This window comes from Exiguobacterium sp. s16 (assembly GCF_018618115.1).
Lineage (GTDB): Bacteria > Bacillota > Bacilli > Exiguobacteriales > Exiguobacteriaceae > Exiguobacterium > Exiguobacterium mexicanum_A.
Genome location: NZ_JACSLM010000013.1, coordinates 12,680 through 37,112 on the forward strand (window position 1 = coordinate 12,680; position 24,433 = coordinate 37,112).

Below are 24,433 nucleotides of genomic sequence, written 5' to 3' on the forward strand. Positions count from 1 at the left end.
AGGGCGCATGAGCAACGGTCATTTGATCGTCCACGCGGCGAACGAAATGATCGACCGAAGCGTCAAAAACTAGAACGACCAGACTATCAAGAAGTCGACGTTCTCGAGGAAGGAATCGACTTCCTTTACGGGCGCAACCCGGTGATGGAAGCGCTCCGGAGCGGTCGCGATATGAACAAGGTCTTTATTATGGAAGGGCAACAGAAAGGGCCGCTCGCTCAAATCATCGGCATGGCCAACGAGGCATCGGTTCAAGTCTCGTTCGTCCCGAAAACGAAACTCGAGAAGATGGCTGGTAGCGAACATCACCAAGGTGTCGTCGCTGCGGTCGCCGCCTACGAATATAAGTCGATCGAAGATATGTTCGCCCTTGCCGAGTCAAAAGGAGAAACGCCGTTGTTCATCCTGCTCGATGAACTCGAAGACCCGCATAACCTCGGTTCGATTTTACGGACAGCGGATGCGGTCGGGGCGCACGGGATTATCATTCCGAAGCGCCGCTCGGTCGGTTTGACGCAGACGGTGGCGAAAGCTTCGACAGGCGCGATCGAGTACATTCCGGTCGCACGCGTCACAAACTTGACGCGGACACTTGAAGAACTGAAAGAGAAAGGACTATGGGTTGTCGGGACAGACGCGAGCGAGAGCCAAGATTATCGTCGCCTCGATGGGAACATGCCGCTCGTCGTTGTCATCGGTAGTGAAGGTAAAGGGATGAGCCGCCTCGTACGCGAATCGTGTGACTTCCTCGTCCACATGCCGATGGTCGGTCACGTCACATCGCTGAACGCCTCGGTCGCGGCCGCGCTTCTCTTGTATGAAGTGCATCGCTCACGTAACCCATTGTCATGAGCATCAAGAAACGGGAATTGCTCCTCGTGGATGGATATAACATTATTGGCGCATGGCCGCACCTTCGAAAGCTGCGCGACATCGATTTTGAGAAAGCGCGAAACGATTTGATTGAAGCGATGGCCGAGTACCAAGCGGTCACGGGTCGCGAAGTGACAATCGTCTTCGATGCCCATATGCGATACGGGCGGGAATCGAAAGCGAATCAAAGTCGTGTCGCGGTCGTCTATACGAAAGAAAACGAGACGGCGGATGAATGGATTGAACGCCGTGCGCACGCCCTTGTCGATGATCGGCTCGTGACGTTGTTTGTCGCGACGAACGACTTCACCGAACAGTGGGTTATCTTCGGACAAGGAGCGCTCCGGGTTCCTGCCAATGAGTTACTGAAGGATTGGAAGCACGCCCAGGTGTTGATTGAAAAAGAACGGTCGGCACTCGAGCAGGATCGGTCGAATCGAAAAACGATTGACCTTTCACCAGACATAAGAGCCCGATTGGAAGAAATACGCCGTCGTAAATGAGGCGGTGAAGGATATCACAGACGAGTTCATCAAATGGACTCGTCTTTTGTTTTTAATTTGACATTTATTTGGAAAGAAATGTTGTATACTAATAGATGTATGAGTTACACGATATGTAATTGACGGAATTTTTAGAATTTTATTTGACGGTCGTTTTAACCGACGCCTATAATGAGAGCACAAACTTACATAAGTTCATCAATCGCCGGGGGGTATGAAACATGAACGGATGGCCATACGAGCAATTTGAAAGCATGTCCGACGAAGAGCTGGTCTTTCTTGCGCGTAATGAGGGGGACAGCGACGCTCTTGAGTTTTTGATTGAACGTTACCGATATTTCGTCCGGGCGAAGGCAAGGTCTTACTTTTTGATCGGTGCCGATCACGAGGACATCGTGCAAGAAGGCATGATCGGTCTGTATAAAGGTGTCCGGGATTACCGCGATGAGCGGCTCGCCTCGTTTAAAAGTTTTGCCGAGATGTGCATCACCCGTCAAATGATCACTGCCATCAAAACGGCGACCCGTCAAAAGCATATCCCGCTCAATTCTTACGTCTCGCTCGACAAGCCAATCTTTGACGACGAGTCGGACCGGACACTGCTCGATGTGATCTTGCCGCCGCATCCGACGGACCCGCAGGATTTGCTCGTGACGCGAGAAGAACAACTGTTCATGGAAGAAAAGATGGAAGAGCTCCTGAGTGACTTGGAACGAAAAGTGTTGCGTCTTTATTTGGACGGCCGTTCGTACCAAGAAATCTCGGACGACCTCGACCGCCATGTGAAATCGATTGATAATGCGTTACAGCGTGTGAAGAAAAAGTTTGAGCGGCATGTCGACGTCAAAACGATGACGAGCTAACCGATATTGACCGCACGCCTCCTATGTGATACTTTTAAGGCAGCGCCTTGTCCGTAGACGCCATTTACAGGAGGCGTTTTTTTTTCGCTCTTTTTTATAGGAGAGCTGTCGAAAGGGGCGCTCATGAATGGCAAAGAAAGTAAGTCTCGCGTGTTCGGATTGCGGGTCGAGCGGTTATTCGACCATGAAACAAGACGACGTGACGACACGGCTCGAGCTGAAAAAGTTCTGTCGGCGTTGCAATGCGCATACGACACACCGAGAATCGAAGTAATGTAGATTGGCATTCAACGTAGGAGGAAGCTACCATGAACTTTTTGCGCGATGTATGGAAAGAGTTAAAGAAAACGAGTTGGCCGACTCGTAAAGAGCTCACAAAATATACCATCACGGTCATCGCGACGGTCGTCGTGATCGGCCTGTTCGTGTTCGGCGTAGATACTGGTGTCAGCTATCTCGTCAACCTATTAATTAACTAAGGAAAGAGGTGAAAGCCGTGGAGAAACAATGGTTTGTTGTCCAGACGTATTCTGGATTTGAAAACAACGTCAAAGAAAACCTAGAACGTCGGATCGGTTCGATGAACATGGAAGATAAAATTTTCCGCGTCCTCGTTCCGACTGAAACAACGCAAGAAGAAGTCACGCTCAAGAGTGGCGAGAAGAAGATTAAAGAAAAAGAAGTGAAGAGCTTCCCAGGTTACGTCTTCGTCGAGATGGTCATGACTGACGACTCGTGGTATGTCGTGCGGAACACGCCGAACGTCACCGGCTTCCTCGGTTCAACGGGCGGCGGCGCCAAGCCGATCCCGCTTCAACCGGACGAAGTGACGAACGTCTTGTCACAGATGGGTCTCATCGAGAAGAAAGATCGTTACAACTACGAACTCGGCGACCTCGTCCGTGTCAAAGAAGGCGCATTTGAGAACTTTGAAGGTACGATTGATGAAATCGAAGCCGATAAAGAGAAGCTCAAAGTTGTCGTTGACATGTTCGGCCGTGAAACAAAAATTGAGCTTGATTTCGAACAAGTTCAGAAAATTAACTAATACCACTTGCCATTCTCGGAAACGGATGGTACAATCGGAAATGTTTGATGTTGTGCTATATTTCGGTACAAACTCGACCTAATAGATTGAGTGGGAGGGCGCACAACGTCCAAGAAACCACATTTTAGACTTAAGGAGGTGTGTCTCGTGGCGAAAAAAGTTACTAAACTCGTTAAACTTCAAATCCCAGCTGGTAAAGCTAACCCAGCACCACCAGTAGGTCCAGCACTTGGTCAAGCAGGTGTTAACATCATGGGATTCTGTAAAGAGTTCAACGCTCGTACACAAGACCAAGCCGGATTGATTATTCCTGTAGTCATTACGGTATACGAAGATCGTTCGTTTACATTCATTACGAAAACTCCACCAGCTGCAGTTCTTTTGAAGAAAGCTGCTGGTATCGAGAGCGGTTCTGGTGAACCAAACCGTAAGAAGGTAGCAACGGTTAAGCGTGATAAAGTTCGCGAAATCGCTGAACTTAAAATGCCTGACCTTAACGCGTCGTCTGTTGAAACAGCGATGCTTATGGTTGAAGGTACTGCGCGTAGTATGGGTATTGTAATCGAAGACTAATTTATTAGTCTCTGGGATTGTCGGTGAATATTATGCTCACCTTCAATCCCTTCATTATGTGGGAGGAAATTCCGCTAACCACAAGGAGGAAAAGAATCATGGGTAAAAAACACCAAGAAGCAGCTAAGCTTGTTGACCGCATGAAGTCATACGAACTCGCTGAGGCCGTTGAACTCGTTCAGAAAACAGCTACTGCTAAATTCGATGAAACAATCGAAGTTGCTGTCCGTCTCGGCGTAGATCCGAAGAAAGCGGACCAACAAATCCGCGGTGCCGTCGTACTTCCACACGGTACTGGTAAAACACAAAAAGTTCTCGTCTTCGCAAAAGGCGAAAAAGTTAAAGAAGCTGAAGCGGCTGGCGCTGACTACGTCGGTGACTCTGAGTTCATCACTAAAATCCAACAAGGATGGTTCGACTTCGATGTAATCGTTGCGACACCTGACATGATGGGTGAAGTTGGTAAACTTGGTCGCGTTCTCGGACCAAAAGGCCTCATGCCTAACCCGAAAACAGGCACAGTCACGTTCGACGTTGCGAAAGCAATCGCGGACATCAAAGCTGGTAAAGTAGAATACCGCGTTGACAAAGCCGGTAACATCCACGTACCAGTTGGTAAGAAGTCATTTGAAGCAACAAAACTCTCTGAGAACATCGAGACAATCATCGAGACACTCATGAAAGTGAAGCCTGCTACTGCAAAAGGAACTTACCTTAAAAACATCGCGCTTTCTTCGACAATGGGTCCTGGAATCCGTGTCGCGACTGCCGACTTCATCAAGTAATCTACTTGAAATAAACTGTTGACAACGTGTGATACCGCTGTTAAAGTAATACACGTTCAACCGAATATGTTGGATTACCGTAGACAGAAGGTGGACATCGGTCCGTAAACCCTTCCGAGGTGTCTTTGCTCGAACTTGAGCCTGTTGTCACAGGTTTACTTTCAAACAATTACGCCCTCGTATGTCTTCATACGAGGGATTTCTTTTTGGAGAGCAGCCTCTCGTCCGGTATAAGAATTGACTAGGAGGTGCAAACACATGGCAAGCGAAAAAATCGTATCTCATAAATCGGCACTCGTCGATGAGATCGCTGAAAAAATGCAAGCGAGCGTCGGAACAATCGTTGTTGACTACCGTGGACTTACAGTTGAAGAAGTGACTACACTCCGTAAATCACTCCGTGACGCTGGAATCGAGTTCAAAGTATACAAAAACGGTCTTCTTCGCCGCGCGGCAGTTCAGTCGAACTTCGAAGGTCTTGACGAAGTCTTCACAGGTCCTACAGCAATCGCCTTCTCTAACGAAGACGTTGTTGCCCCTGCGAAGATCTTGAACGACTTCTCGAAAGAGCACAAAGCGCTCGAATTGAAAGGCGGAATCATCGAAGGCAAAGTAACTTCACTCGAAGAAGTTAAAGCCCTTGCAGAACTTCCATCACGCGATGGTCTTCTCTCGATGCTTCTCAGCGTACTTCAAGCTCCAATCCGTGGGCTCGCAGTCGCAACAAACGCAATCGCAGAACAAAAAGAAGAGCAAACTGCTTAATTTTTGTCTCGTAGCGTAACCAAAACCAATCTTTACAACATCAAAGGAGGAAAACCATAATGGCTTTCAACAAAGAGCAATTCATCGAAGACCTCAAATCAATGACGGTTCTCGAACTTAACGAACTCGTAAAAACAATCGAAGAAGAATTCGGCGTATCAGCAGCAGCTCCAGTAGCAGTTGCAGGTGCAGGCGCAGCAGCAGCTGAAGAGCAAACTGAATTCGACGTAATCCTCACAAACGCTGGCGCTGGTAAAATCAACGTCATCAAAGCAGTTCGTGAACTTACAGGCCTCGGTCTTAAAGAAGCGAAAGCACTCGTTGACGGAACTCCGGCTCCAGTCAAAGAAGGCGTTTCTAAAGAAGACGCAGACGCAGTCAAAGCTAAGCTTGAAGAAGCTGGCGCAACTGTCGAAGTTAAGTAATCCAACTTTTACTTCACAACCTATAGAAGCTCGCTATGGCGAGCTTCTTTTATTTCCTTGAAGAGTGGGTTAGGAGGTTCAATGCATGGGAGATCATTACTATACGAACGACCCTAGTTCGAAAAGTGCCCCTGAGACATGGACGTACGAGTTGCGAGGGAAGACATATCGCTTCACCTCGGACCGCGGCGTGTTCTCGAAAGGATCGGTCGATTTTGGGTCACGTCTCTTAATCGAATCATTTGAAGTGCCTGACGTCGAAGGGCGCATTTTAGATGTGGGCTGTGGCTACGGTCCGATGGGGATCTCGCTTGCCGACGCCTCTGGGCGTGAAGCACTCCTCGTCGACGTGAACGAGCGAGCGCTTGCCTTGTCAGAGCAAAACGCCGCCCAGAACGGAGTGACGATCGAGACGCGGCTCAGCCACGCTTACGACGCGGTCGGTGACGAACAGTTCGCCGCAATCGTGACCAATCCGCCAATTCGGGCCGGAAAGCAAGTGGTCCACACGATTCTGCGAGGCGCGCATGCGCATCTCGTCGTAGGTGGAGCGCTCTATGTCGTCATCCAAAAGAAACAAGGAGCGCCTTCTGCCAAGAAGTTGCTTGAAGATGTGTTTGGTCAAGTCGAGACGGTTGTGAAAGAAAAAGGCTATTTCATTTTCCGAGCAATTCGCTCTTGACAAACGGTGAAGTCTTGTTGACTCGCTATAACGTATATGCTAACATTATAAAATGCCATTGGAATGGAATTCGCCTTGAACTGCCGCGTTTGCCGCTTTTTAGACGCGGAAAAGAGACGACATTCAATGACAATGTTCGATTATTACGCCCGAAAAATTCGATAGAGAATTGGGGGTCTGAGAGGTGAATCAGTTGACTGGTCAACTTGTTCAGTACGGTCGTCACCGTCAGAGAAGAAGCTTTGCCCGTATCAGTGAGGTATTAGAGCTTCCGAATTTGATTGAAATTCAAACTGCTTCTTACGAGTGGTTCTTACGTGAAGGATTGAAAGAGATGTTTACGGACATTTCGCCAATCTCCGACTTCACTGGAAACCTTGTGCTCGAGTTCATCGATTATTCGCTCAGTGAGCCGAAGTATTCGATTGATGAATCGAAGGAGCGAGACGTTACTTACTCTGCGCCATTGCGCGTAAAAGTACGTCTACAAAACAAAGAAACAGGTGAGCTCAAAGAACAAGAAGTGTTCATGGGAGATTTCCCGCTCATGACAGAATCGGGAACATTTATCATTAACGGTGCAGAACGCGTTATCGTTTCCCAGCTTGTTCGTTCGCCGAGCGTTTATTACAACGCCAAACTCGATAAAAACGGTAAGCGTGGTTTCGGTGCGACAGTCATTCCGAACCGCGGTGCATGGCTCGAACTTGAGACAGATGCTAAAGATATCGTTTACGTTCGTATCGACCGTACCCGTAAGATCCCGGTAACGGTGTTGTTGCGTGCCCTCGGATTCGGTACGGACCAAGAGATTATCGACCTTCTCGGGGATGATGAATATCTTCGCAATACCCTTGAAAAAGATAATACAGAATCAACAGAAAAAGCGTTGATCGAAATTTACGAGCGTCTCCGCCCTGGTGAACCACCAACGGTTGAGAACGCGAAGTCACTTCTCGTATCTCGTTTCTTCGACCCAAAACGTTACGACCTTGCAAACGTCGGTCGCTACAAGATGAACAAAAAACTTCATCTTAAAAACCGTCTCTTCGGTCAAAAATTGGCCGAGACGCTCGTTGATCCAGAAACAGGCGAAGTCATCGCTGAAGCTGGAACAATCCTCGATCGTCGCAACCTTGACCGCGTTCTTCCACATTTGGAAAACGGCCTCGGTTATATGGATGCTGAGCCGACAGGCGGCGTCGCTGAAGGTGAACCGTTCGGTCTTCAATCGATCAAAGTTATCTCACCAGATGACCCAGATGGAGAGCGTATCTTGAACATTATCGGTAACGGCAATATCGACCGCAGCGTGAAACATATCACGCCGGCTGATATCATCGCATCGATCAACTACTTCTTTAACTTGCTACACGAAGTCGGAACAACAGATGACATCGACCACCTAGGAAACCGTCGTCTTCGTTCAGTCGGAGAACTTCTCCAAAACCAATTCCGGATCGGGCTTTCTCGTATGGAACGTGTTGTTAAAGAGCGGATGTCGATTCAAGATCAAAACGCGATCACACCACAGGCACTCATCAACATTCGCCCGGTAATCGCGTCGCTAAAAGAGTTCTTTGGTAGCTCGCAGTTGTCACAGTTCATGGACCAAACAAACCCGCTCGCAGAGCTCACGCACAAGCGTCGTCTCTCTGCACTTGGACCGGGTGGTTTGACACGTGAGCGTGCCGGTTTCGAAGTTCGAGATGTTCACTATTCGCACTACGGTCGGATGTGTCCAATCGAAACACCAGAAGGACCGAACATCGGTCTCATCAACTCGCTTTCGTCTTATGCGAAAGTAAACGAGTACGGCTTCATCGAAGCACCGTACCGTCGAGTCGACCCAGAAACAGGTCTCGTCACGAGCGAGATTCAATATATGACGGCGGATGAAGAAGATCTCTACGTCGTTGCCCAGGCGAACATGCCGCTCACAGAAGAAGGCGGTTTCGCCAACGAACAAGTCCTTTGCCGTTTCCGCGGACAAAACTTGTCAGTTGAGCCAAACCGAGTCGATTACATGGACGTTTCGCCGAAACAGGTTGTTTCTGCCGCGACGGCATGTATCCCGTTCCTCGAGAACGATGACTCGAACCGTGCCCTCATGGGAGCGAACATGCAACGTCAAGCTGTACCGCTTCTCCAACCTGATTCACCGATTATCGGTACTGGTATGGAGTACGTGTCAGCGAAAGACTCTGGAGCCGCGATTATCGCGAAATTCCCAGGTGTCGTCGAGCGTGTCACAGCGCGCGAAATCTTGGTCCGCCGCACGTCTGACGTGAACGGTTCTGAGGTGTCGGGTGACCTTGACCGCTACAAACTTCAAAAGTATGTCCGTTCGAACCAAGGGACATGCTACAACCAGAAGCCGATCATCGCTGCTGGCGACCGTGTCGAAAAAGGAGAAATCCTTGCTGACGGTCCATCGATGGATATGGGTGAGCTCGCGCTCGGCCGTAACGTCGTTGTCGCCTTCATGACATGGGACGGTTACAACTATGAGGATGCGATCATCATGAGTGAGCGTCTCGTGAAAGATGACGTGTACACATCGATTCATATCGAAGAGTACGAGTCAGAATCACGCGACACGAAACTCGGACCTGAGGAAATCACACGTGATATTCCAAACGTCGGCGATGACGCGCTTCGCAACTTGGACGATCGTGGAATCATCCGCATCGGTGCGGAAGTCAAGGATGGCGATATCCTCGTCGGTAAAGTAACGCCTAAAGGCGTGACTGAATTGACGGCGGAAGAACGTCTCTTGCACGCGATCTTCGGTGAGAAAGCACGTGAAGTCCGTGATACGTCACTCCGTGTACCAAACGGCGGCGACGGCATCATCTTGGACGTCAAAGTGTTCGATCGTGAAAACGGTGACGAACTCTCACCAGGCGTGAACCAAATGGTTCGTGTCTACATCGTTCAAAAACGTAAGATTCACGAAGGGGATAAGATGGCGGGACGTCATGGTAACAAAGGTGTTATCTCGCGGATCCTCCCTGAAGAAGACATGCCATACATGCCGGACGGCACACCGATTGACATCATGCTTAACCCACTAGGTGTACCATCACGGATGAACATCGGTCAGGTACTCGAACTCCACCTTGGAATGGCGGCTAAAAAGCTCGGCATCAAAGTGGCGACACCTGTATTCGATGGTGCGCGTGAGGAAGACGTATGGGCAACGATTGAAGAAGCTGGAATGGACAAAGATGCCAAGACTCGTCTCTATGACGGTCGTACTGGTGAAGCGTTCGATAACCGCGTCTCGGTCGGTGTCATGTATATGATCAAACTCGCGCACATGGTTGATGATAAACTTCACGCTCGTTCGACAGGACCATACTCGCTCGTTACACAACAACCGCTCGGTGGTAAAGCACAGTTCGGTGGACAGCGTTTCGGTGAGATGGAAGTATGGGCACTTGAAGCGTACGGCGCAGCCTACACGCTCCAAGAGATCCTTACAATCAAGTCGGATGACACGGTTGGCCGTGTGAAAGCATACGAGGCCATCGTGAAAGGTGAGAGCGTTCCGAAAGCGGGCGTTCCTGAGTCGTTCCGCGTCTTGATCAAAGAGCTCCAAGCGCTCGGTATGGAAGTCAAGATGATGTCTGCGGACGATGAAGAAGTTGAAATGAAAGATGAAGATGACGACAACATCCCGAACGCAACATCGGCGTTAGAACAAGTCGTTCAACCGACTGTTACGGAAGAGGAATAAGGCGAAAAGGGAGGTCGGCCCCTTGGTAGATGTTAATCGATTTGAATATATGAAAATCGGCTTGGCTTCACCTGAGAAGATCCGTTCGTGGTCTTACGGGGAAGTCAAAAAGCCGGAAACGATCAACTATCGTACACTCAAACCAGAGAAGGACGGATTGTTCTGTGAACGAATCTTCGGTCCTACGAAAGACTGGGAATGTTACTGCGGAAAGTACAAACGGATCCGTTATAAAGGAGTCATTTGTGACCGCTGTGGCGTTGAAGTGACGAAAGCGAAAGTGCGTCGCGAGCGTATGGGCCATATCGAGCTCGCGGCACCAGTTTCGCACATCTGGTACTTCAAAGGGATTCCAAGCCGAATGGGGCTTGTTCTCGACATGTCACCACGTGCACTCGAAGAAGTGATCTACTTCGCGTCGTACGTCGTGACGGAGCCAGGTGACACTCCGCTCGAGAAGAAACAACTTCTCTCGGAAAAAGAATATCGTCTCTACCGTGAAAAATACGGTAGTGACTTCAAAGCAGACATGGGTGCGGAAGCGATCCGGACACTCCTTCAAGACGTGCAACTCGAGAAGGAAGTCGGAGAACTCCGCGAAGAATTGAAGACAGTTCAAGGTCAGCGTCGTACACGTGCGATTAAACGCCTTGAAGTGCTCGATGCATTCTTCACATCAGGCAATGATCCAGATTGGATGATCCTCGAAGTACTTCCTGTCATTCCGCCTGAGCTTCGCCCGATGGTGCAGCTCGACGGTGGACGCTTTGCGACATCTGACTTGAACGATTTATATCGTCGAGTCATCAACCGTAACAACCGTCTCAAACGTTTGCTCGACCTCGGCGCGCCGAACATCATCGTGCAAAACGAGAAGCGTATGCTTCAAGAAGCGGTTGACGCCCTCATCGACAATGGTCGTCGTGGTCGTCCGGTAACAGGTCCAGGTAACCGTCCATTGAAATCACTTTCACACATGTTGAAAGGGAAACAAGGTCGTTTCCGTCAAAACCTTCTTGGTAAACGGGTCGACTATTCAGGACGTTCAGTTATCGTCGTTGGACCGAACTTGAAGATGTACCAGTGTGGTCTCCCGAAAGAGATGGCGCTTGAACTCTTCAAACCGTTCGTGATGAAAGAACTTGTCGGTCGCGGCATTGCTTCGAACATCAAGAACGCCAAACGTAAGATTGAGAAGATGCAACCAGAAATCTGGGGCGTCCTCGAAGAAGTCATTCGTGAGCACCCGGTTCTCTTGAACCGTGCCCCTACGCTTCACCGCCTAGGGATTCAAGCTTTCGAACCGATTCTCGTCGAGGGTCGTGCGATTCGTCTTCACCCGCTCGTATGTACGGCCTACAACGCCGACTTCGATGGTGACCAAATGGCGGTCCACGTACCACTTTCTGCCGAAGCGCAAGCCGAAGCTCGTCTTCTTATGCTCGCGGCGCAAAACATCTTGAACCCGAAAGATGGAAAACCAGTCGTTACACCATCGCAGGATATGGTCCTCGGTAACTACTACATCTCGCTTGAACGCGACGATGCCGTCGGACAAGGGAAAATTTTGTCGAACGTGAACGAAGCGCTCATCGCGTATCAAAATGGCTATGTCCACTTGCATACACGTGTCGCTCTTCCAGCACGTACGCTCAACAACCCGACGTTCACAGATGAGCAAAACGAGAAATTGTTGATCACAACGGTCGGTAAGATGATCTTTAACGAGATCTTGCCGAACACGTTCCCATACTTGAACGAGCCGACGATGGAAAACTTACAGGAAGCAACGCCTGACAAGTACTTCATCGACAAAGGTGCCAACGTGGCAGAAGAAATCGCCTCACGTCCTTTGGTCGAGCCGTTCAAAAAAGGATTCCTTGGAAAAGTCATCGCGGAAGTGTTCCAGAAGTTCGAAACGACTGAAACAAGCCGCATGCTTGACCGGATGAAAGATCTCGGCTTCAAACACTCGACGAAAGCCGGTGTGACGGTCGGAATCGCTGATATCATCGTTCTTCCGGACAAACAAGAAATCCTTGATGAAGCGCAAACTCAAGTCGATCAAATCATGAAGTCATTCCGTCGCGGTCTCATCACTGAAGATGAGCGTTACGAGCGCGTTGTACGCTCTTGGAACGAAGCGAAGGATGAGATTCAATCACGATTGATGAAATCCCTCAATCGCTTGAACCCAATCTTCATGATGTCTGACTCAGGTGCCCGTGGTAACGCGTCCAACTTCACGCAGCTCGCAGGGATGCGTGGTTTGATGGCCGCTCCATCTGGCCGCATCATCGAACTTCCGATCAAATCTTCCTTCCGTGAAGGTCTGACGGTACAGGAATACTTCATCTCGACACACGGTGCGCGTAAAGGTCTTGCCGATACAGCCCTTAAGACGGCTGACTCAGGTTACTTGACGCGTCGTCTCGTTGACGTAGCCCAAGATGTCATCATCCGTGAAGAAGATTGTGGAACGGACCGCGGTATCCGCGTCGCCGCTCTCCGCGAAGGCACGGAAGAAATCGAAAACTTGTATGACCGCCTCGTCGGCCGTACAGCGTTCGAGACAGTGGCACATCCGGAAACGGGTGAAGTCATGGTCGAGAAGAACCAATTGATTACCGAAGATCTCGCTCGCGACATCGTCGACGCTGGAATCGAACGAGTTGAAATCCGGACAGCCTTTACATGTAACACGTCACACGGCGTATGTAAAAAATGTTACGGCCGCAACTTGGCGACTGGCTCGAACGTTGAAGTCGGCGAAGCTGTCGGAATCATCGCCGCGCAATCAATCGGTGAGCCAGGAACGCAGCTTACAATGCGTACCTTCCACACAGGTGGGGTAGCCGGAGATGATATCACACAAGGTCTTCCGCGTATCCAAGAGGTATTCGAGGCTCGTAACCCGAAAGGGCAAGCGGTCATCTCGGAAATCCCGGGTACGGTCATCGATTTCACAGAATCGCGTGACAAACGTGAACTCACGGTCGAAGGACTTAGCGAGACACGTACGTACACGATTCCGTTTGGAGCACGTCTTCGTGTTCAAATCGGAGATACGGTAGAAGCTGGGGAAGTCTTCACGGAAGGTTCGATCGATCCGAAAGAATTGCTCGCCGTCCGTGGTGTATCTGGCGTACAAAACTACCTTCTCCAAGAAGTACAAAAAGTTTACCGGATGCAAGGGGTAGAGATCGGCGACAAACACGTCGAAGTTATGGTTCGCCAAATGCTTCGCCGCGTCAAAGTCATCGAGTCTGGTGATACGCCGCTCCTCCCTGGTTCGCTCGTCGACATCAGCGTCTTCAAAGAAGCATGTAAAGATGCACTCCGCGAAGGCAAGAGCCCGGCAACAGCGAAACCGGTCCTTCTCGGAATCACGAAAGCGTCGCTTGAGACAGATTCGTTCCTCTCGGCCGCTTCGTTCCAAGAAACAACTCGTGTGTTGACAGATGCTGCCATCAAAGGCAAGCGCGACTATCTTCTCGGACTCAAAGAGAACGTCATCATCGGGAAACTCGTTCCAGCTGGTACTGGGATGCCGGTTTACCGCGATGTACAGCTCAAAGAAGATGAGACGAAAGCCGTCCTCGAAGACACGACTGTAGAATAAAAACGTCTTGACAGCATAGGTTGGCGGTGCTACTATGATTTAGTGCCGCCAATCGGTTGTTGTCGATGACAACGGTGTCCAGCAGTCGGCAAGCTACTCGGACGTCACCCGATCTTTCTTCGGAAAGGTTTGGCTGCTATTATTGCCACTTTCAAGGTATAACTCACGTTTTTGCGAGGTCATGGAATGCCTACGCCTCGTAAAAGCGTTTCGTTATGACCTTAAATGAACCACCCGGGTCGGTGGGTCTAGAAAATAGCATAATTCAGGAAGGGAGGATCTTCAAAGATGCCTACTATCAACCAGTTAGTCCGTAAAGGACGTAAATCGAAAGTCGTTAAATCTGACTCTCCAGCACTTAACAAAGGTTACAACAGTTTCATCAAGTCACAAACAAACGTGAGCTCGCCACAAAAACGTGGTGTTTGTACACGTGTTGGTACAATGACTCCGAAGAAACCGAACTCGGCATTACGTAAGTATGCTCGTGTTCGTTTGACTAACCAAATCGAAGTGACTGCGTACATTCCAGGTATTGGCCACAACCTTCAAGAGCACAGCGTTGTTCTTATCCGTGGAGGACGTGTAAAAGACTTACCAGGGGTACGTTACCACATCGTTCGTGGTGCGCTTGACACTGCAGGTGTGGACGGACGTATGCAAGGCCGTTCTAAATACGGTACGAAACGTCCGAAAGCTGCGAAGAAGTAATTCTCGCTAACTAAAAACTACTGAAATTTTGAAAGGAGGGTACTCGGATGCGTAAAAACCGTGCAGAACGTCGTGACGTTATCGCAGATCCGATCTACAACTCGAAATTGGTAACTCGCCTCATTAACCGTGTCATGTTAGACGGTAAAAAAGGTACAGCTCAAACTATCATTTACAACGCATTTGGCCTCATCGCTGAACGCTCAGGCAAAGAGCCTATGGAAGTGTTCGAAGAAGCAATGAACAACATCATGCCTGTACTTGAAGTTAAAGCTCGCCGTGTTGGTGGAGCAAACTACCAAGTTCCTGTTGAAGTTCGTCCAGAGCGCCGTACGACACTTGGTCTTCGTTACCTCGTGAACTACGCTCGTCTCCGCAACGAGAAAACGATGGAGCAACGTATCGCGAACGAAATCATGGATGCAGCCAACAACACTGGTGCGTCTGTTAAGAAACGCGAAGACATGCATAAGATGGCAGAAGCGAACAAAGCGTTTGCTCACTATCGTTGGTAAGTTAAACGTAAAGACCACTCCACGTCACCAAGCGGTGGCTTAATGGAGTGGCTTTCGGGTATAATCATATCGTGTGCCAGCACACGAAAAACACATGCGGAAGGAGAATACCCAGTATGGCAAGAGAATTCTCCCTAAAGAATACTCGTAACATCGGGATCATGGCTCACATCGATGCCGGTAAGACGACAACAACTGAACGTATTCTTTATTACACAGGTCGTATCCATAAAATTGGTGAAACTCATGAAGGAGCTTCACAAATGGACTGGATGGAGCAGGAGCAAGAGCGTGGAATCACGATCACTTCTGCTGCGACAACTGCACAGTGGAATGGCCACCGTGTAAACATCATCGATACACCTGGACACGTAGACTTCACGGTTGAAGTTGAACGTTCACTCCGTGTACTTGATGGCGCAGTTGCAGTACTTGACGCTCAGTCAGGTGTTGAACCACAAACAGAAACTGTATGGCGTCAAGCGACGACTTACGGTGTTCCACGTGTCGTATTCGTCAACAAGATGGATAAGATCGGTGCGGACTTCTTGTACTCGGTGAAAACACTTCACGAGCGCTTGCATGCAAATGCACACCCAATCCAACTTCCAATCGGTGCGGAAGACGAATTCAAAGGAATCGTCGACCTCGTCGAAATGAAGACGTACATGTACTCGAACGACCTCGGTACTGACATCGAAGTAACAGATGGCTTCCCAGCTGACATGGCTGACCAAGCTGAAGAACTTCGCGGTCAATTGATCGAAGCGGTCGCAGACTACAACGAAGAGTTGATGATGAAATACCTCGAAGGCGAAGAGATCTCAATCGACGAACTCAAAGCTGGTATTCGTAAAGCAACACTCAGCGTAGAATTCTACCCTGTACTCGTTGGTTCGGCCTTCAAAAACAAAGGTGTTCAATTGATGTTGAACGCTGTTGTTGATTACCTCCCATCACCAGTTGATGTTGAGTCAATCAAAGGGATCAACCTCGACACAGAAGAAGAAATCACGCGTGAGCCTTCAGATGACGCGCCGTTCTCGGCACTTGCGTTCAAAGTCATGACGGATCCTTACGTCGGTAAATTGACGTTCTTCCGTGTGTACTCTGGTACAGCACAAGCTGGTTCGTATGTGAAGAACTCGACTAAAGGCAAGCGTGAGCGCCTCGGTCGTATCCTTCAAATGCACGCGAACAGCCGTGAAGAGATTCCAATGGTATACGCTGGTGACATCGCCGCGGCTGTTGGTCTCAAAGATACTACGACTGGTGATACACTTTGCTCAGAGAAAGACAACGTCGTTCTCGAGTCAATGACATTCCCAGAACCAGTTATCTCGGTCGCTATCGAGCCTAAATCGAAAGCTGACCAAGACAAGATGGGTCAAGCCCTCGCGAAACTCGCAGAAGAGGATCCAACTTTCCGCACTGAAACAAACCAAGAGACTGGTCAAACAATCATCTCTGGTATGGGTGAGCTTCACCTTGATATCCTCGTTGACCGTATGCGTCGCGAATTCAAAGTAGAAGCAAACGTCGGTGCACCACAAGTTGCTTACCGTGAGACAATCCGTGGCGCTGCGAAGATCGATTCGAAATTCGTACGTCAATCTGGTGGACGCGGTCAGTACGGTCACGTTGTCGTAGAATTCGAGCCGAACGAAGAAGGCGCTGGATTCGCATTCGAGAACAAGATCGTCGGTGGTGTTGTACCACGTGAATACGTCCCAGCTGTTCAAAACGGGATTGAAGAAGCTCTCGAAAACGGTATCCTCGCTGGTTACCCAGTAGTTGACGTTAAAGCTGCCCTCGTCTTCGGATCGTACCACGATGTCGACTCGAACGAGATGGCGTTTAAAGTTGCTGCTTCGATGGCGGTTAAACAACTTAAGGAGCAAGCGAAAGCTGTTATCCTTGAGCCAATGATGCGTGTTGAAGTTGTCATCCCAGAAGAATACTTGGGAGATATCATGGGTGACGTCACGTCACGCCGTGGACGCGTAGAAGGTATGGAAGCACGCGGTAACGCTCAAGTCGTTAAAGCAATGGTTCCACTTTCAGAAATGTTCGGCTATGCGACATCGCTTCGTTCACGTACGCAAGGACGCGGAACGTACTCGATGCACTTCGATCACTACGAAGAAGTACCGAAGTCAATCGCAGAAGAAATCATCAAAAAAGCGAACGGCTAATAACGGTTGTAACGCTTAATTGATTGTTGTAAGCTAAGGAGGACGTATGTTAAAAGTAGCCTACGTCTTCCTAGTTAAATAAAAAACTAATTGTCTAATAGAGGAGGAATCTAGAATGGGTAAAGAAAAATTCGACCGTTCTAAACCGCACGTTAACGTTGGTACAATCGGCCACGTCGACCACGGTAAAACAACTTTGACTGCAGCGATCTCAGCTGTACTTTCAAAAGCACAAGGGAAAACAGCTACAAAGTTTGACGCAATCGATGGTGCTCCTGAAGAGCGTGAGCGCGGTATCACAATCGCAACAGCTCACATCGAGTACGAAACAGAAAAACGCCACTATGCACACGTTGACTGCCCAGGTCACGCTGACTATGTTAAAAACATGATCACTGGTGCTGCACAAATGGACGGCGCGATCCTCGTTGTTTCGGCAACTGATGGCCCAATGCCACAAACACGTGAGCACATCCTTCTTTCACGTCAAGTAGGTGTTCCTTTCATCGTCGTATTCATGAACAAAGTTGACATGGTTGACGACGAAGAACTCCTTGAGCTCGTTGAAATGGAAATCCGTGAACTTCTTTCTGAATATGACTTCCCAGGCGACGACCTCCCTGTAATCAAAGGTTCAGCACTTGGCGCGCTTAACGGCGAAGCTCAGTGGGAAGAAAAAATCATGGAACTCATGAACGCAGTTGATGAGTACATCCCTGAGCCAGTTCGTGACACGGACAAAGAATTCATGATGCCAGTTGAGGACGTATTCTCAATCACTGGTCGCGGTACTGTAGCGACTGGTCGTGTTGAGCGTGGTGTTCTCCGCGTCAACGACGAGGTTGAAATCGTTGGTCTTACAGAAGAAACTAAGAAAACTGTATGTACTGGTGTAGAGATGTTCCGTAAGCTTCTCGACTACGCTGAAGCTGGCGACAACATCGGTGCTCTTCTCCGTGGTGTATCACGTGAAGACATCGAGCGTGGACAAGTACTTGCTAAGCCAGGTTCAATCACGCCGCACTCAAAATTCAAAGCTTCAATCTACGTTCTTTCTAAAGAAGAGGGTGGCCGTCACACGCCATTCTTCGCGAACTACCGTCCGCAGTTCTACTTCCGTACAACTGACGTAACAGGTATCGTTCACCTTCCAGAAGGTACTGAAATGGTAATGCCAGGAGACAACATCGAGTTGACGATCGAATTGATTTCTACAATCGCGATCGAAGACGGAACACGTTTCTCAATCCGTGAGGGTGGCCGTACAGTAGGCGCTGGTTCAGTAACTGAAATCATCGAGTAATCGATTGATTCACTGACCTTTCAAGCAGTCCGCATTTTGCGGGCTGCTTTTTTGTTTTGTGGCAAGACGTGGTAAGATGGGACATATGTCGAACGAAAGGGGAGACGAAGATGGAGAAGCAAGTCGAAACGTTATGTCGGCTGAACGGGATCGCGTGTCGGTTCGGTGGGTCGACGTTACTGAAGCATCATGGGCTAATTGAAACGGCGAACGACTTGGATGTGTTTGTCGAACCGGATCAATTCGAGCGAGTCGATCAAGTACTGAGCCGTGCTGGAAAGAAAGTCGAGTCGACGCCTCATCCAGATTACGTGACGACCTATTTTGGCGAATATGAGTTCGAGGGCGGAGACATTGATGTGATGGCCAGCTTTCGGATGAAGTGCACCGATGGGATCTATACACATCCATATATTGAACCGGTCGGCAGTTGGATGCATCTCGAAGAGTGGGTCGTACTGTATACGGTAATGAACCGTATCGATAAGCTTGAACGGTTAAGTCAATACTTCGAGACTCATCCAATGAATGAAACGATCGTCCAAACCTGCTTGAAACGAGCCCCAGCCTCGGTCATCGAATCCGTCACGGAACGCTTCGGAGCACGTATGAAACGCTAGGTAGAGTTGGCATGGCGGTTCTTGTAACAAATAGTTCAACAAAAGAAGGAAAATAGCTTGCAAATGGGTTCAAATCTTGTTACATTAGTGAACGTTGAACAACTCATCAGACATCCGGCGCAATTTAAAAATCAAATCTTGCATTTCATATGTAGATTCGATATAATGATTAAGTGTTTGTGCGAGTGGTGAGAGACTTTACAGCAGAAATCGGGTCCAATCGTTGATTTGCAATGATCGGATACCTCTGCTGACACAAGCACGCTGCGATGAAGCGGGAGGTTATGACACGCCAGGCAGCTTTGCCATGGCCGGTGTGGAAATTTCCGCGGAGAACTGTCTATTTTTAAAAATAGGCGACAAAGGAGGGAAACTTACATGGCAAATGAAAAAATCCGTATTCGTTTAAAAGCATACGACCATCGCGTACTCGATCAATCAGCTGAGAAAATCGTTGATACTGCGAAGCGTTCAGGTGCAAAGGTTTCGGGACCAATCCCGCTTCCAACTGAAAAATCGATCTACACGATCCTTCGTGCGGTTCACAAGTACAAAGATGCTCGTGAGCAGTTCGAGATGCGTACACACAAACGCTTGATCGACATCGTTAACCCAACACCAAAAACGGTTGATGCGCTTATGCGCCTCGAATTACCATCAGGTGTTGACATCGAAATCAAACTTTAATTCTTCATATAGTAGATACTAGCCAGAAGAGACAATAATTATTAAACAGGAGGTGTATCTCATGGCTAAAGGAATCTTAGGAACAAAACTTGGTATGACTCAAATCTTCAACGAAGCAGGCGAAGTCGTACCGGTAACAGTAGTTGCTGTCGAAGGAAACGTTGTGCTTCAACTTAAAACAGTTGAAACAGACGGTTACGAAGCAGTTCAACTCGGTTTCGGCGACATCAAAGAATCACGTCAAAACAAACCGGCAAAAGGTCACGCTGCGAAAGCAAACGCGACACCTAAGCGCTTCATGAAAGAGATTCGTACTTCAGTAGAAGGATACGAAATCGGTCAAGAGATCAAGGCGGACATTTTCGCTGCAGGTGAATTAGTAGACGTAACAGGTACATCGAAAGGTAAAGGATTCCAAGGTGCGATCAAGCGTCACGGACAATCACGTGGACCAATGGCTCACGGTTCGCGCTACCACCGTCGTCCTGGTTCGATGGGTCCTGTAGCTCCTAACCGCGTATTTAAAGGGAAGCTTCTTCCTGGTCAAATGGGTGGCGAGCGTAAAACGATTCAAAACCTTGAAGTTGTCAAAGTTGACGCGGAACGCGGCCTTGTACTCGTTAAAGGCGCAATCCCAGGCGCTCGCAAGTCGAACGTCATCATCAAAACAGCGGTAAAAGGTAACTAATTAACTGCACGGAAAGGAGGAATTACGAATGCCTAAAGTAGCTTTGCTTAACCAAACAGGTTCACAAGTTGGCGAGATCGAATTGGCAGAAGCCATTTTCGGTATCGAGCCTAACGACTCAGTACTTTACGACGCGATCGTCATGCAACAAGCATCACGCCGTCAAGGTACTCACGATACGAAAGGTCGCTCGGAAGTACGCGGTGGCGGCCGTAAACCATGGAAACAAAAGGGAACTGGTCGTGCGCGCCAAGGTTCTATCCGCTCACCACAATGGGTTGGTGGTGGTACAGTCTTCGGTCCAACACCACGTTCATACTCTTACAAGCTTCCTAAAAAAGTTCGTCGTTTAGCACTTCTCTCGGCGCTTTCGTCGAAAGTGAAAAACAACGAAATGATCGTCCTCGAAGGCCTTGCTTTCGATGCACCAAAAACAAAAGACATGGCTGCTGTTTTGAACAGCTTGTCAGTAGAACGTAAGGCTCTTGTAGTCACAGCGGACTACAATGAGACTATCGCTCTCGCAGCTCGTAACATCCCAGGAGTGACTGTGATCGAGGCAGCAGGCGTTAACGTTCTTGACCTCGTTGCTAACGACAAAGTCATCTTCACTAAAGATGCGGTTGCGAAGGTAGAGGAGGTGCTTGCATAATGGCTCAAGCATACGATATCATCAAACGTCCTATCATCACTGAGCGTTCTGTTAGCCTCATGGAAGCTAACAAATACGTTTTCGAGATCGACGTTAAAGCGACTAAATCGCAAGTGAAGTACGCTATCGAAACAATCTTCAATGTGAAAGTTGCTTCGGTAAACACAATGAACATGAAACCGAAAGCGAAACGTGTCGGTCGTCACTCTGGTTACACAGCTCGTCGTAAAAAAGCGATCGTAACCCTTGCTGAAGGCAACACAATCGACTTCCTCGGTTAATTTACTACCTTAGAAGAAAAGGAGGGAATCCTCGATGGCAATTAAAAAGTTTAAGCCGACCACTAACGGTCGCCGTAACATGACATCTCTCGACTTTGCAGAGATCACAACGAACCGTCCTGAAAAATCGTTAACTGAAAAGCTTTCGAAAAAAGGCGGTCGTAACAACCAAGGTCGTTTGACTGTACGTCACCAAGGTGGCGGGCACAAACGCAAATACCGTATCATCGATTTCAAACGTAACAAAGATGGCATCGTCGGACGCGTTGCTACGATCGAATACGATCCAAACCGTTCAGCGAACATCGCCCTCATCAACTATGCAGATGGTGAGAAACGTTACATCCTCGCTCCTAAGGGCATCAAAGTAGGCATGGAAATCATGTCTGGTCCTGAGGCGGATATCAAAGTGGGGAACGCTCTTCCACTCGTGAACATCCCTGTCGGTACTACTATCCACAACATCGAGCTTAAGCCTGGTAAGGGCGGTCAGCTTGTTCGTGCGGCTGGTGCATCGGCACAAATCCAAGGACGTGACGGCAAGTACGTCATCGTTCGTCTTCAATCAGGTGAATCACGCTTGTTCCTCGGCACTTGCCGCGCGACAGTCGGTTCAGTTGGTAACGAAGAACACGAACTCGTAAACATCGGTAAAGCAGGACGTTCACGTTGGTTAGGCAAACGCCCAACAGTACGTGGTTCTGTAATGAACCCGGTTGATCACCCACACGGTGGTGGTGAAGGTCGTGCGCCAATCGGTCGTTCGGGCCCACTTACTCCTTGGGGTAAACCAGCTCTTGGTCTTAAAACTCGTAAGAAAAACAAATCGAGCGACATGTACATTCTTCGTCGTCGCAAGAAATAATTACTACATGATTCTCGGGCGGTTCGAAAGAGCCGTTCCCGAATCATTCCAAAGGGAGGTTCTATCATGGGTCGCAGCTTGAAAAAAGGTCCATTCGCAGATCACCATTTGCTCGCTAAAGTTGACAAACTCAACGAATCTGGTGAGAAGCAAGTCATCAAAACTTGGTCACGTCGCTCGACAATCTTCCCAGAATTCATGGGTCACACGTTCGGTGTACACGATGGTCGTAAACACGTACCAGTATTCGTGACAGAAGACATGGTCGGTCACAAACTTGGTGAATTCGCTCCAACACGCACGTACAAAGGTCACGGATCAGACAAGAAAACGAAACGGTAATTTGAGGGGAGGTCAAATCCATGCAAGCTAAAGCATCAGCTAATATGGTCCGTCTTGCTCCTCGCAAAGCACGTCTCGTTGTAGACTTAATTCGCGGGAAACAAGTCGGCGAAGCGCTCTCTGTCCTTGCTCACACGAACAAGGCAGCGTCGCCAATCGTTGAAAAAGTATTGAAGTCAGCGATTGCAAACGCAGAGCACAACTACGATATGAATATTGAGAACCTTGTGGTGTCGGAAATCTACGTCAACGAAGGTCCAACACTCAAACGCTTCCGCCCACGTGCGATGGGTCGCGCAAGCCGTATTAACAAACGCACAAGCCACATCCACATCGTGGTAACTGAGAAATAAGGAGGGATATGTAGTGGGTCAAAAGGTAAATCCGCACGGTCTTCGCGTTGGTATTATCAAAGACTGGGATTCGCGTTGGTACGCTGAGAAAGACTACGCAGATCTCCTTCATGAAGACTTCGTTATTCGTGAATACATCGAAAACAAAATGAAGGATGCTAGTATTTCTAAAGTAGAAATCGAACGCGCTGCAAATCGCGTGAACATTTCGCTTCACACTGCGAAACCAGGTATGGTTATCGGTAAGGGTGGTTCGGAAATCGAGTCACTCCGCAAAAACATCATCAAGCTTGCTGAAGGCAAACGTGTTCACATCAACGTTGTTGAAGTGAAAAACGCGGACGCTGTCGCTAAACTTGTTGCTGAAAACATCGCTCGTCAATTGGAAGGCCGTGTGTCATTCCGTCGTGCAATGAAACAATCAATCCAACGTTCGATGCGCACTGGCATCAAAGGGATCAAAACAGAAGTTTCTGGTCGTCTTGGTGGCGCTGATATCGCTCGTTCAGAGAAGTACTCGGAAGGAACAGTTCCACTTCACACACTCCGTGCCGATATCGATTACGGAACAGCTGAAGCTGACACAACTTATGGTAAAATCGGAATTAAAGTCTGGTTGTACCATGGTGAAGTTCTTCCAACAAAAAACAACACAGCTAAAAACGCTGAATAATAAACACTCTTTCAGGAAGGAGGCAACACACTATGTTGTTACCTAAACGCGTGAAATATCGTCGTGTACACCGTGGTAAAATGCGCGGAAATGCAAAACGCGGCACAACAGTACATTTCGGTGAATTCGGTCTCCAATCGCTCGAAGCGAGCTGGATCACAAACCGTCAAATCGAATCAGCACGTATCGCAATGACACGTTATATGAAACGTGGTGGTAAAGTGTGGATCAAGATCTTCCCACACAAACCATACACGAAAAAGCCTCTCGAAGTCCGAATGGGTTCGGGTAAAGGTGCTCCAGAAGGCTGGGTAGCTGTAGTTAAGCCTGGCAAAGTAATGTTCGAAATCGCGGGTGTATCTGAGGAAGTTGCACGTGAGGCACTTCGTCTTGCAGCGCACAAACTTCCAGTGAAATGTAAGTTCGTGAAACGTGAAGAAAATGGTGGTGATACGAATGAAAGCAACTGATCTCCGTCAATCAACAACTGAAGAGCTCAACGGTAAAGTAGGCGAGTGGAAAGAAGAACTCTTTAACCTTCGTTTCCAATTAGCTACAGGTCAGCTTGAGAATCCTGCTCGTATCCGTGAAGTACGCAAGTCGATTGCGCGTGCTAAAACGATTCTTCGTGAACGCGAACTCGGCATCAACAACGGCTAATCTAATC

General features: G+C 48.7%; 28 protein-coding genes and 1 other annotated feature. All 28 genes read left to right on the forward strand.

Annotated elements, in window-relative coordinates:
• Nucleotides 1-114 precede the first annotated feature (114 nt).
• The gene (rlmB, locus tag KNP86_RS14515) at nucleotides 115-852 is read left to right on the forward strand and encodes a 23S rRNA (guanosine(2251)-2'-O)-methyltransferase RlmB (RefSeq protein WP_332908977.1); all 738 of its coding nucleotides are present in this window, start codon (nucleotides 115-117) and stop codon (nucleotides 850-852) included.
• A complete protein-coding gene (locus tag KNP86_RS14520) occupies nucleotides 849-1,376 on the forward strand; it encodes a YacP-like NYN domain-containing protein (protein WP_034781731.1) in 528 nt (175 codons plus the stop codon). The genes rlmB and KNP86_RS14520 overlap by 4 nt, the downstream gene beginning before the upstream one ends.
• Nucleotides 1,377-1,597: 221 nt before the next feature.
• Nucleotides 1,598-2,239, forward strand: a complete 642-nt coding sequence (gene sigH, locus KNP86_RS14525; RefSeq protein WP_034781729.1) for an RNA polymerase sporulation sigma factor SigH — start codon at nucleotides 1,598-1,600, stop codon at nucleotides 2,237-2,239.
• A 127-nt stretch (nucleotides 2,240-2,366) separates the two neighbouring features.
• Complete coding sequence (gene rpmG / locus KNP86_RS14530) at nucleotides 2,367-2,513, forward strand: 50S ribosomal protein L33 (RefSeq protein ID WP_034781727.1); 147 nt, start codon at nucleotides 2,367-2,369, stop codon at nucleotides 2,511-2,513.
• A 34-nt stretch (nucleotides 2,514-2,547) separates the two neighbouring features.
• The gene (secE, locus tag KNP86_RS14535; RefSeq protein WP_012727692.1) at nucleotides 2,548-2,718 is read left to right on the forward strand and encodes a preprotein translocase subunit SecE; all 171 of its coding nucleotides are present in this window, start codon (nucleotides 2,548-2,550) and stop codon (nucleotides 2,716-2,718) included.
• A gap of 17 nt (nucleotides 2,719-2,735) precedes the next feature.
• Entirely contained in the window at nucleotides 2,736-3,287 is a 552-nt protein-coding gene (gene nusG / locus KNP86_RS14540) for a transcription termination/antitermination protein NusG (protein ID WP_034781725.1), read from the forward strand.
• Between the two features lie 147 nt (nucleotides 3,288-3,434).
• Complete coding sequence (rplK, locus tag KNP86_RS14545) at nucleotides 3,435-3,860, forward strand: 50S ribosomal protein L11 (protein WP_021066593.1); 426 nt, start codon at nucleotides 3,435-3,437, stop codon at nucleotides 3,858-3,860.
• Nucleotides 3,861-3,958: 98 nt separating this feature from the next.
• Nucleotides 3,959-4,645 carry a 50S ribosomal protein L1 gene (rplA, locus tag KNP86_RS14550; protein WP_034781720.1) on the forward strand — a complete coding sequence of 229 codons (687 nt, stop codon included), beginning with the start codon at nucleotides 3,959-3,961 and terminating at the stop codon, nucleotides 4,643-4,645.
• 59 nt (nucleotides 4,646-4,704) lie between these two features.
• Nucleotides 4,705-4,858: a sequence feature (ribosomal protein L10 leader region), on the forward strand.
• A 45-nt stretch (nucleotides 4,859-4,903) separates the two neighbouring features.
• Nucleotides 4,904-5,410 (forward strand): 50S ribosomal protein L10, encoded by a 507-nt coding sequence (gene rplJ / locus KNP86_RS14555; protein WP_214755074.1) that lies wholly within the window; start codon nucleotides 4,904-4,906, stop codon nucleotides 5,408-5,410.
• Between the two features lie 59 nt (nucleotides 5,411-5,469).
• A complete protein-coding gene (rplL, locus tag KNP86_RS14560; RefSeq protein ID WP_024372175.1) occupies nucleotides 5,470-5,835 on the forward strand; it encodes a 50S ribosomal protein L7/L12 in 366 nt (121 codons plus the stop codon).
• An 85-nt stretch (nucleotides 5,836-5,920) separates the two neighbouring features.
• Nucleotides 5,921-6,517 (forward strand): class I SAM-dependent methyltransferase, encoded by a 597-nt coding sequence (locus KNP86_RS14565; RefSeq protein ID WP_034781715.1) that lies wholly within the window; start codon nucleotides 5,921-5,923, stop codon nucleotides 6,515-6,517.
• Nucleotides 6,518-6,710: 193 nt separating this feature from the next.
• Entirely contained in the window at nucleotides 6,711-10,259 is a 3,549-nt protein-coding gene (gene rpoB, locus KNP86_RS14570) for a DNA-directed RNA polymerase subunit beta (RefSeq protein WP_034781750.1), read from the forward strand.
• 22 nt (nucleotides 10,260-10,281) lie between these two features.
• Nucleotides 10,282-13,881 carry a DNA-directed RNA polymerase subunit beta' gene (gene rpoC, locus KNP86_RS14575; RefSeq protein ID WP_214755076.1) on the forward strand — a complete coding sequence of 1,200 codons (3,600 nt, stop codon included), beginning with the start codon at nucleotides 10,282-10,284 and terminating at the stop codon, nucleotides 13,879-13,881.
• A gap of 288 nt (nucleotides 13,882-14,169) precedes the next feature.
• Nucleotides 14,170-14,592, forward strand: coding sequence for a 30S ribosomal protein S12 (gene rpsL / locus KNP86_RS14580; RefSeq protein WP_012727683.1), 423 nt, complete (start codon nucleotides 14,170-14,172; stop codon nucleotides 14,590-14,592).
• Nucleotides 14,593-14,639: 47 nt separating this feature from the next.
• Complete coding sequence (gene rpsG, locus KNP86_RS14585; RefSeq protein ID WP_021066600.1) at nucleotides 14,640-15,107, forward strand: 30S ribosomal protein S7; 468 nt, start codon at nucleotides 14,640-14,642, stop codon at nucleotides 15,105-15,107.
• A 116-nt stretch (nucleotides 15,108-15,223) separates the two neighbouring features.
• On the forward strand, nucleotides 15,224-17,302 hold the full coding sequence (fusA, locus tag KNP86_RS14590; RefSeq protein ID WP_214755078.1) for an elongation factor G: 2,079 nt from the start codon (nucleotides 15,224-15,226) through the stop codon (nucleotides 17,300-17,302).
• Nucleotides 17,303-17,417: 115 nt separating this feature from the next.
• Nucleotides 17,418-18,605: an elongation factor Tu gene (gene tuf / locus KNP86_RS14595; RefSeq protein ID WP_131437953.1), complete on the forward strand. Its 1,188-nt coding sequence runs from the start codon at nucleotides 17,418-17,420 to the stop codon at nucleotides 18,603-18,605.
• Nucleotides 18,606-18,715: 110 nt separating this feature from the next.
• Nucleotides 18,716-19,225: a nucleotidyltransferase family protein gene (locus tag KNP86_RS14600; RefSeq protein ID WP_214755080.1), complete on the forward strand. Its 510-nt coding sequence runs from the start codon at nucleotides 18,716-18,718 to the stop codon at nucleotides 19,223-19,225.
• A 378-nt stretch (nucleotides 19,226-19,603) separates the two neighbouring features.
• Nucleotides 19,604-19,912 carry a 30S ribosomal protein S10 gene (rpsJ, locus tag KNP86_RS14605; RefSeq protein WP_012727678.1) on the forward strand — a complete coding sequence of 103 codons (309 nt, stop codon included), beginning with the start codon at nucleotides 19,604-19,606 and terminating at the stop codon, nucleotides 19,910-19,912.
• A gap of 61 nt (nucleotides 19,913-19,973) precedes the next feature.
• Nucleotides 19,974-20,600 (forward strand): 50S ribosomal protein L3, encoded by a 627-nt coding sequence (rplC, locus tag KNP86_RS14610; protein ID WP_034781707.1) that lies wholly within the window; start codon nucleotides 19,974-19,976, stop codon nucleotides 20,598-20,600.
• A gap of 28 nt (nucleotides 20,601-20,628) precedes the next feature.
• Entirely contained in the window at nucleotides 20,629-21,252 is a 624-nt protein-coding gene (gene rplD / locus KNP86_RS14615; protein WP_034781706.1) for a 50S ribosomal protein L4, read from the forward strand.
• Nucleotides 21,252-21,533 (forward strand): 50S ribosomal protein L23, encoded by a 282-nt coding sequence (gene rplW, locus KNP86_RS14620; protein ID WP_034781704.1) that lies wholly within the window; start codon nucleotides 21,252-21,254, stop codon nucleotides 21,531-21,533. The genes rplD and rplW overlap by 1 nt, the downstream gene beginning before the upstream one ends.
• Before the next feature lie 34 nt (nucleotides 21,534-21,567).
• The gene (rplB, locus tag KNP86_RS14625) at nucleotides 21,568-22,398 is read left to right on the forward strand and encodes a 50S ribosomal protein L2 (RefSeq protein WP_034781701.1); all 831 of its coding nucleotides are present in this window, start codon (nucleotides 21,568-21,570) and stop codon (nucleotides 22,396-22,398) included.
• A gap of 66 nt (nucleotides 22,399-22,464) precedes the next feature.
• Nucleotides 22,465-22,740 (forward strand): 30S ribosomal protein S19, encoded by a 276-nt coding sequence (gene rpsS, locus KNP86_RS14630; protein ID WP_012727673.1) that lies wholly within the window; start codon nucleotides 22,465-22,467, stop codon nucleotides 22,738-22,740.
• A gap of 20 nt (nucleotides 22,741-22,760) precedes the next feature.
• Nucleotides 22,761-23,093: a 50S ribosomal protein L22 gene (gene rplV, locus KNP86_RS14635; protein ID WP_034781699.1), complete on the forward strand. Its 333-nt coding sequence runs from the start codon at nucleotides 22,761-22,763 to the stop codon at nucleotides 23,091-23,093.
• A gap of 13 nt (nucleotides 23,094-23,106) precedes the next feature.
• On the forward strand, nucleotides 23,107-23,766 hold the full coding sequence (gene rpsC, locus KNP86_RS14640) for a 30S ribosomal protein S3 (protein WP_034781696.1): 660 nt from the start codon (nucleotides 23,107-23,109) through the stop codon (nucleotides 23,764-23,766).
• 32 nt (nucleotides 23,767-23,798) lie between these two features.
• The gene (gene rplP / locus KNP86_RS14645; protein ID WP_016508922.1) at nucleotides 23,799-24,236 is read left to right on the forward strand and encodes a 50S ribosomal protein L16; all 438 of its coding nucleotides are present in this window, start codon (nucleotides 23,799-23,801) and stop codon (nucleotides 24,234-24,236) included.
• Nucleotides 24,223-24,426, forward strand: coding sequence for a 50S ribosomal protein L29 (gene rpmC / locus KNP86_RS14650; protein ID WP_012727669.1), 204 nt, complete (start codon nucleotides 24,223-24,225; stop codon nucleotides 24,424-24,426). Before rplP ends, rpmC begins: the two co-directional genes overlap by 14 nt.
• The last annotated feature ends 7 nt before the right edge of the window (nucleotides 24,427-24,433 follow it).

Excerpts from the sequence above, each read along its gene's own strand:
- rplW (WP_034781704.1), top strand. The coding sequence starts at position 21,252 with ATGGCTCAAGCATACGATATCATCAAACGTCCTATCATCACTGAGCGT.
- tuf (WP_131437953.1), top strand. The coding sequence starts at position 17,418 with ATGGGTAAAGAAAAATTCGACCGTTCTAAACCGCACGTTAACGTTGGT.
- rplJ (WP_214755074.1), top strand. The coding sequence starts at position 4,904 with ATGGCAAGCGAAAAAATCGTATCTCATAAATCGGCACTCGTCGATGAG.
- KNP86_RS14565 (WP_034781715.1), top strand. The coding sequence starts at position 5,921 with ATGGGAGATCATTACTATACGAACGACCCTAGTTCGAAAAGTGCCCCT.
- fusA (WP_214755078.1), top strand. The coding sequence starts at position 15,224 with ATGGCAAGAGAATTCTCCCTAAAGAATACTCGTAACATCGGGATCATG.
- rpsG (WP_021066600.1), top strand. The coding sequence starts at position 14,640 with ATGCGTAAAAACCGTGCAGAACGTCGTGACGTTATCGCAGATCCGATC.
- rplC (WP_034781707.1), top strand. The coding sequence starts at position 19,974 with ATGGCTAAAGGAATCTTAGGAACAAAACTTGGTATGACTCAAATCTTC.
- rplA (WP_034781720.1), top strand. The coding sequence starts at position 3,959 with ATGGGTAAAAAACACCAAGAAGCAGCTAAGCTTGTTGACCGCATGAAG.
- rplP (WP_016508922.1), top strand. The coding sequence starts at position 23,799 with ATGTTGTTACCTAAACGCGTGAAATATCGTCGTGTACACCGTGGTAAA.
- rplL (WP_024372175.1), top strand. The coding sequence starts at position 5,470 with ATGGCTTTCAACAAAGAGCAATTCATCGAAGACCTCAAATCAATGACG.
- KNP86_RS14600 (WP_214755080.1), top strand. The coding sequence starts at position 18,716 with ATGGAGAAGCAAGTCGAAACGTTATGTCGGCTGAACGGGATCGCGTGT.
- rpsL (WP_012727683.1), top strand. The coding sequence starts at position 14,170 with ATGCCTACTATCAACCAGTTAGTCCGTAAAGGACGTAAATCGAAAGTC.
- rpmG (WP_034781727.1), top strand. The coding sequence starts at position 2,367 with ATGGCAAAGAAAGTAAGTCTCGCGTGTTCGGATTGCGGGTCGAGCGGT.
- secE (WP_012727692.1), top strand. The coding sequence starts at position 2,548 with ATGAACTTTTTGCGCGATGTATGGAAAGAGTTAAAGAAAACGAGTTGG.
- rpsJ (WP_012727678.1), top strand. The coding sequence starts at position 19,604 with ATGGCAAATGAAAAAATCCGTATTCGTTTAAAAGCATACGACCATCGC.
- rplD (WP_034781706.1), top strand. The coding sequence starts at position 20,629 with ATGCCTAAAGTAGCTTTGCTTAACCAAACAGGTTCACAAGTTGGCGAG.
- sigH (WP_034781729.1), top strand. The coding sequence starts at position 1,598 with ATGAACGGATGGCCATACGAGCAATTTGAAAGCATGTCCGACGAAGAG.
- rpmC (WP_012727669.1), top strand. The coding sequence starts at position 24,223 with ATGAAAGCAACTGATCTCCGTCAATCAACAACTGAAGAGCTCAACGGT.
- rpsS (WP_012727673.1), top strand. The coding sequence starts at position 22,465 with ATGGGTCGCAGCTTGAAAAAAGGTCCATTCGCAGATCACCATTTGCTC.
- KNP86_RS14520 (WP_034781731.1), top strand. The coding sequence starts at position 849 with ATGAGCATCAAGAAACGGGAATTGCTCCTCGTGGATGGATATAACATT.
- rplB (WP_034781701.1), top strand. The coding sequence starts at position 21,568 with ATGGCAATTAAAAAGTTTAAGCCGACCACTAACGGTCGCCGTAACATG.
- rplV (WP_034781699.1), top strand. The coding sequence starts at position 22,761 with ATGCAAGCTAAAGCATCAGCTAATATGGTCCGTCTTGCTCCTCGCAAA.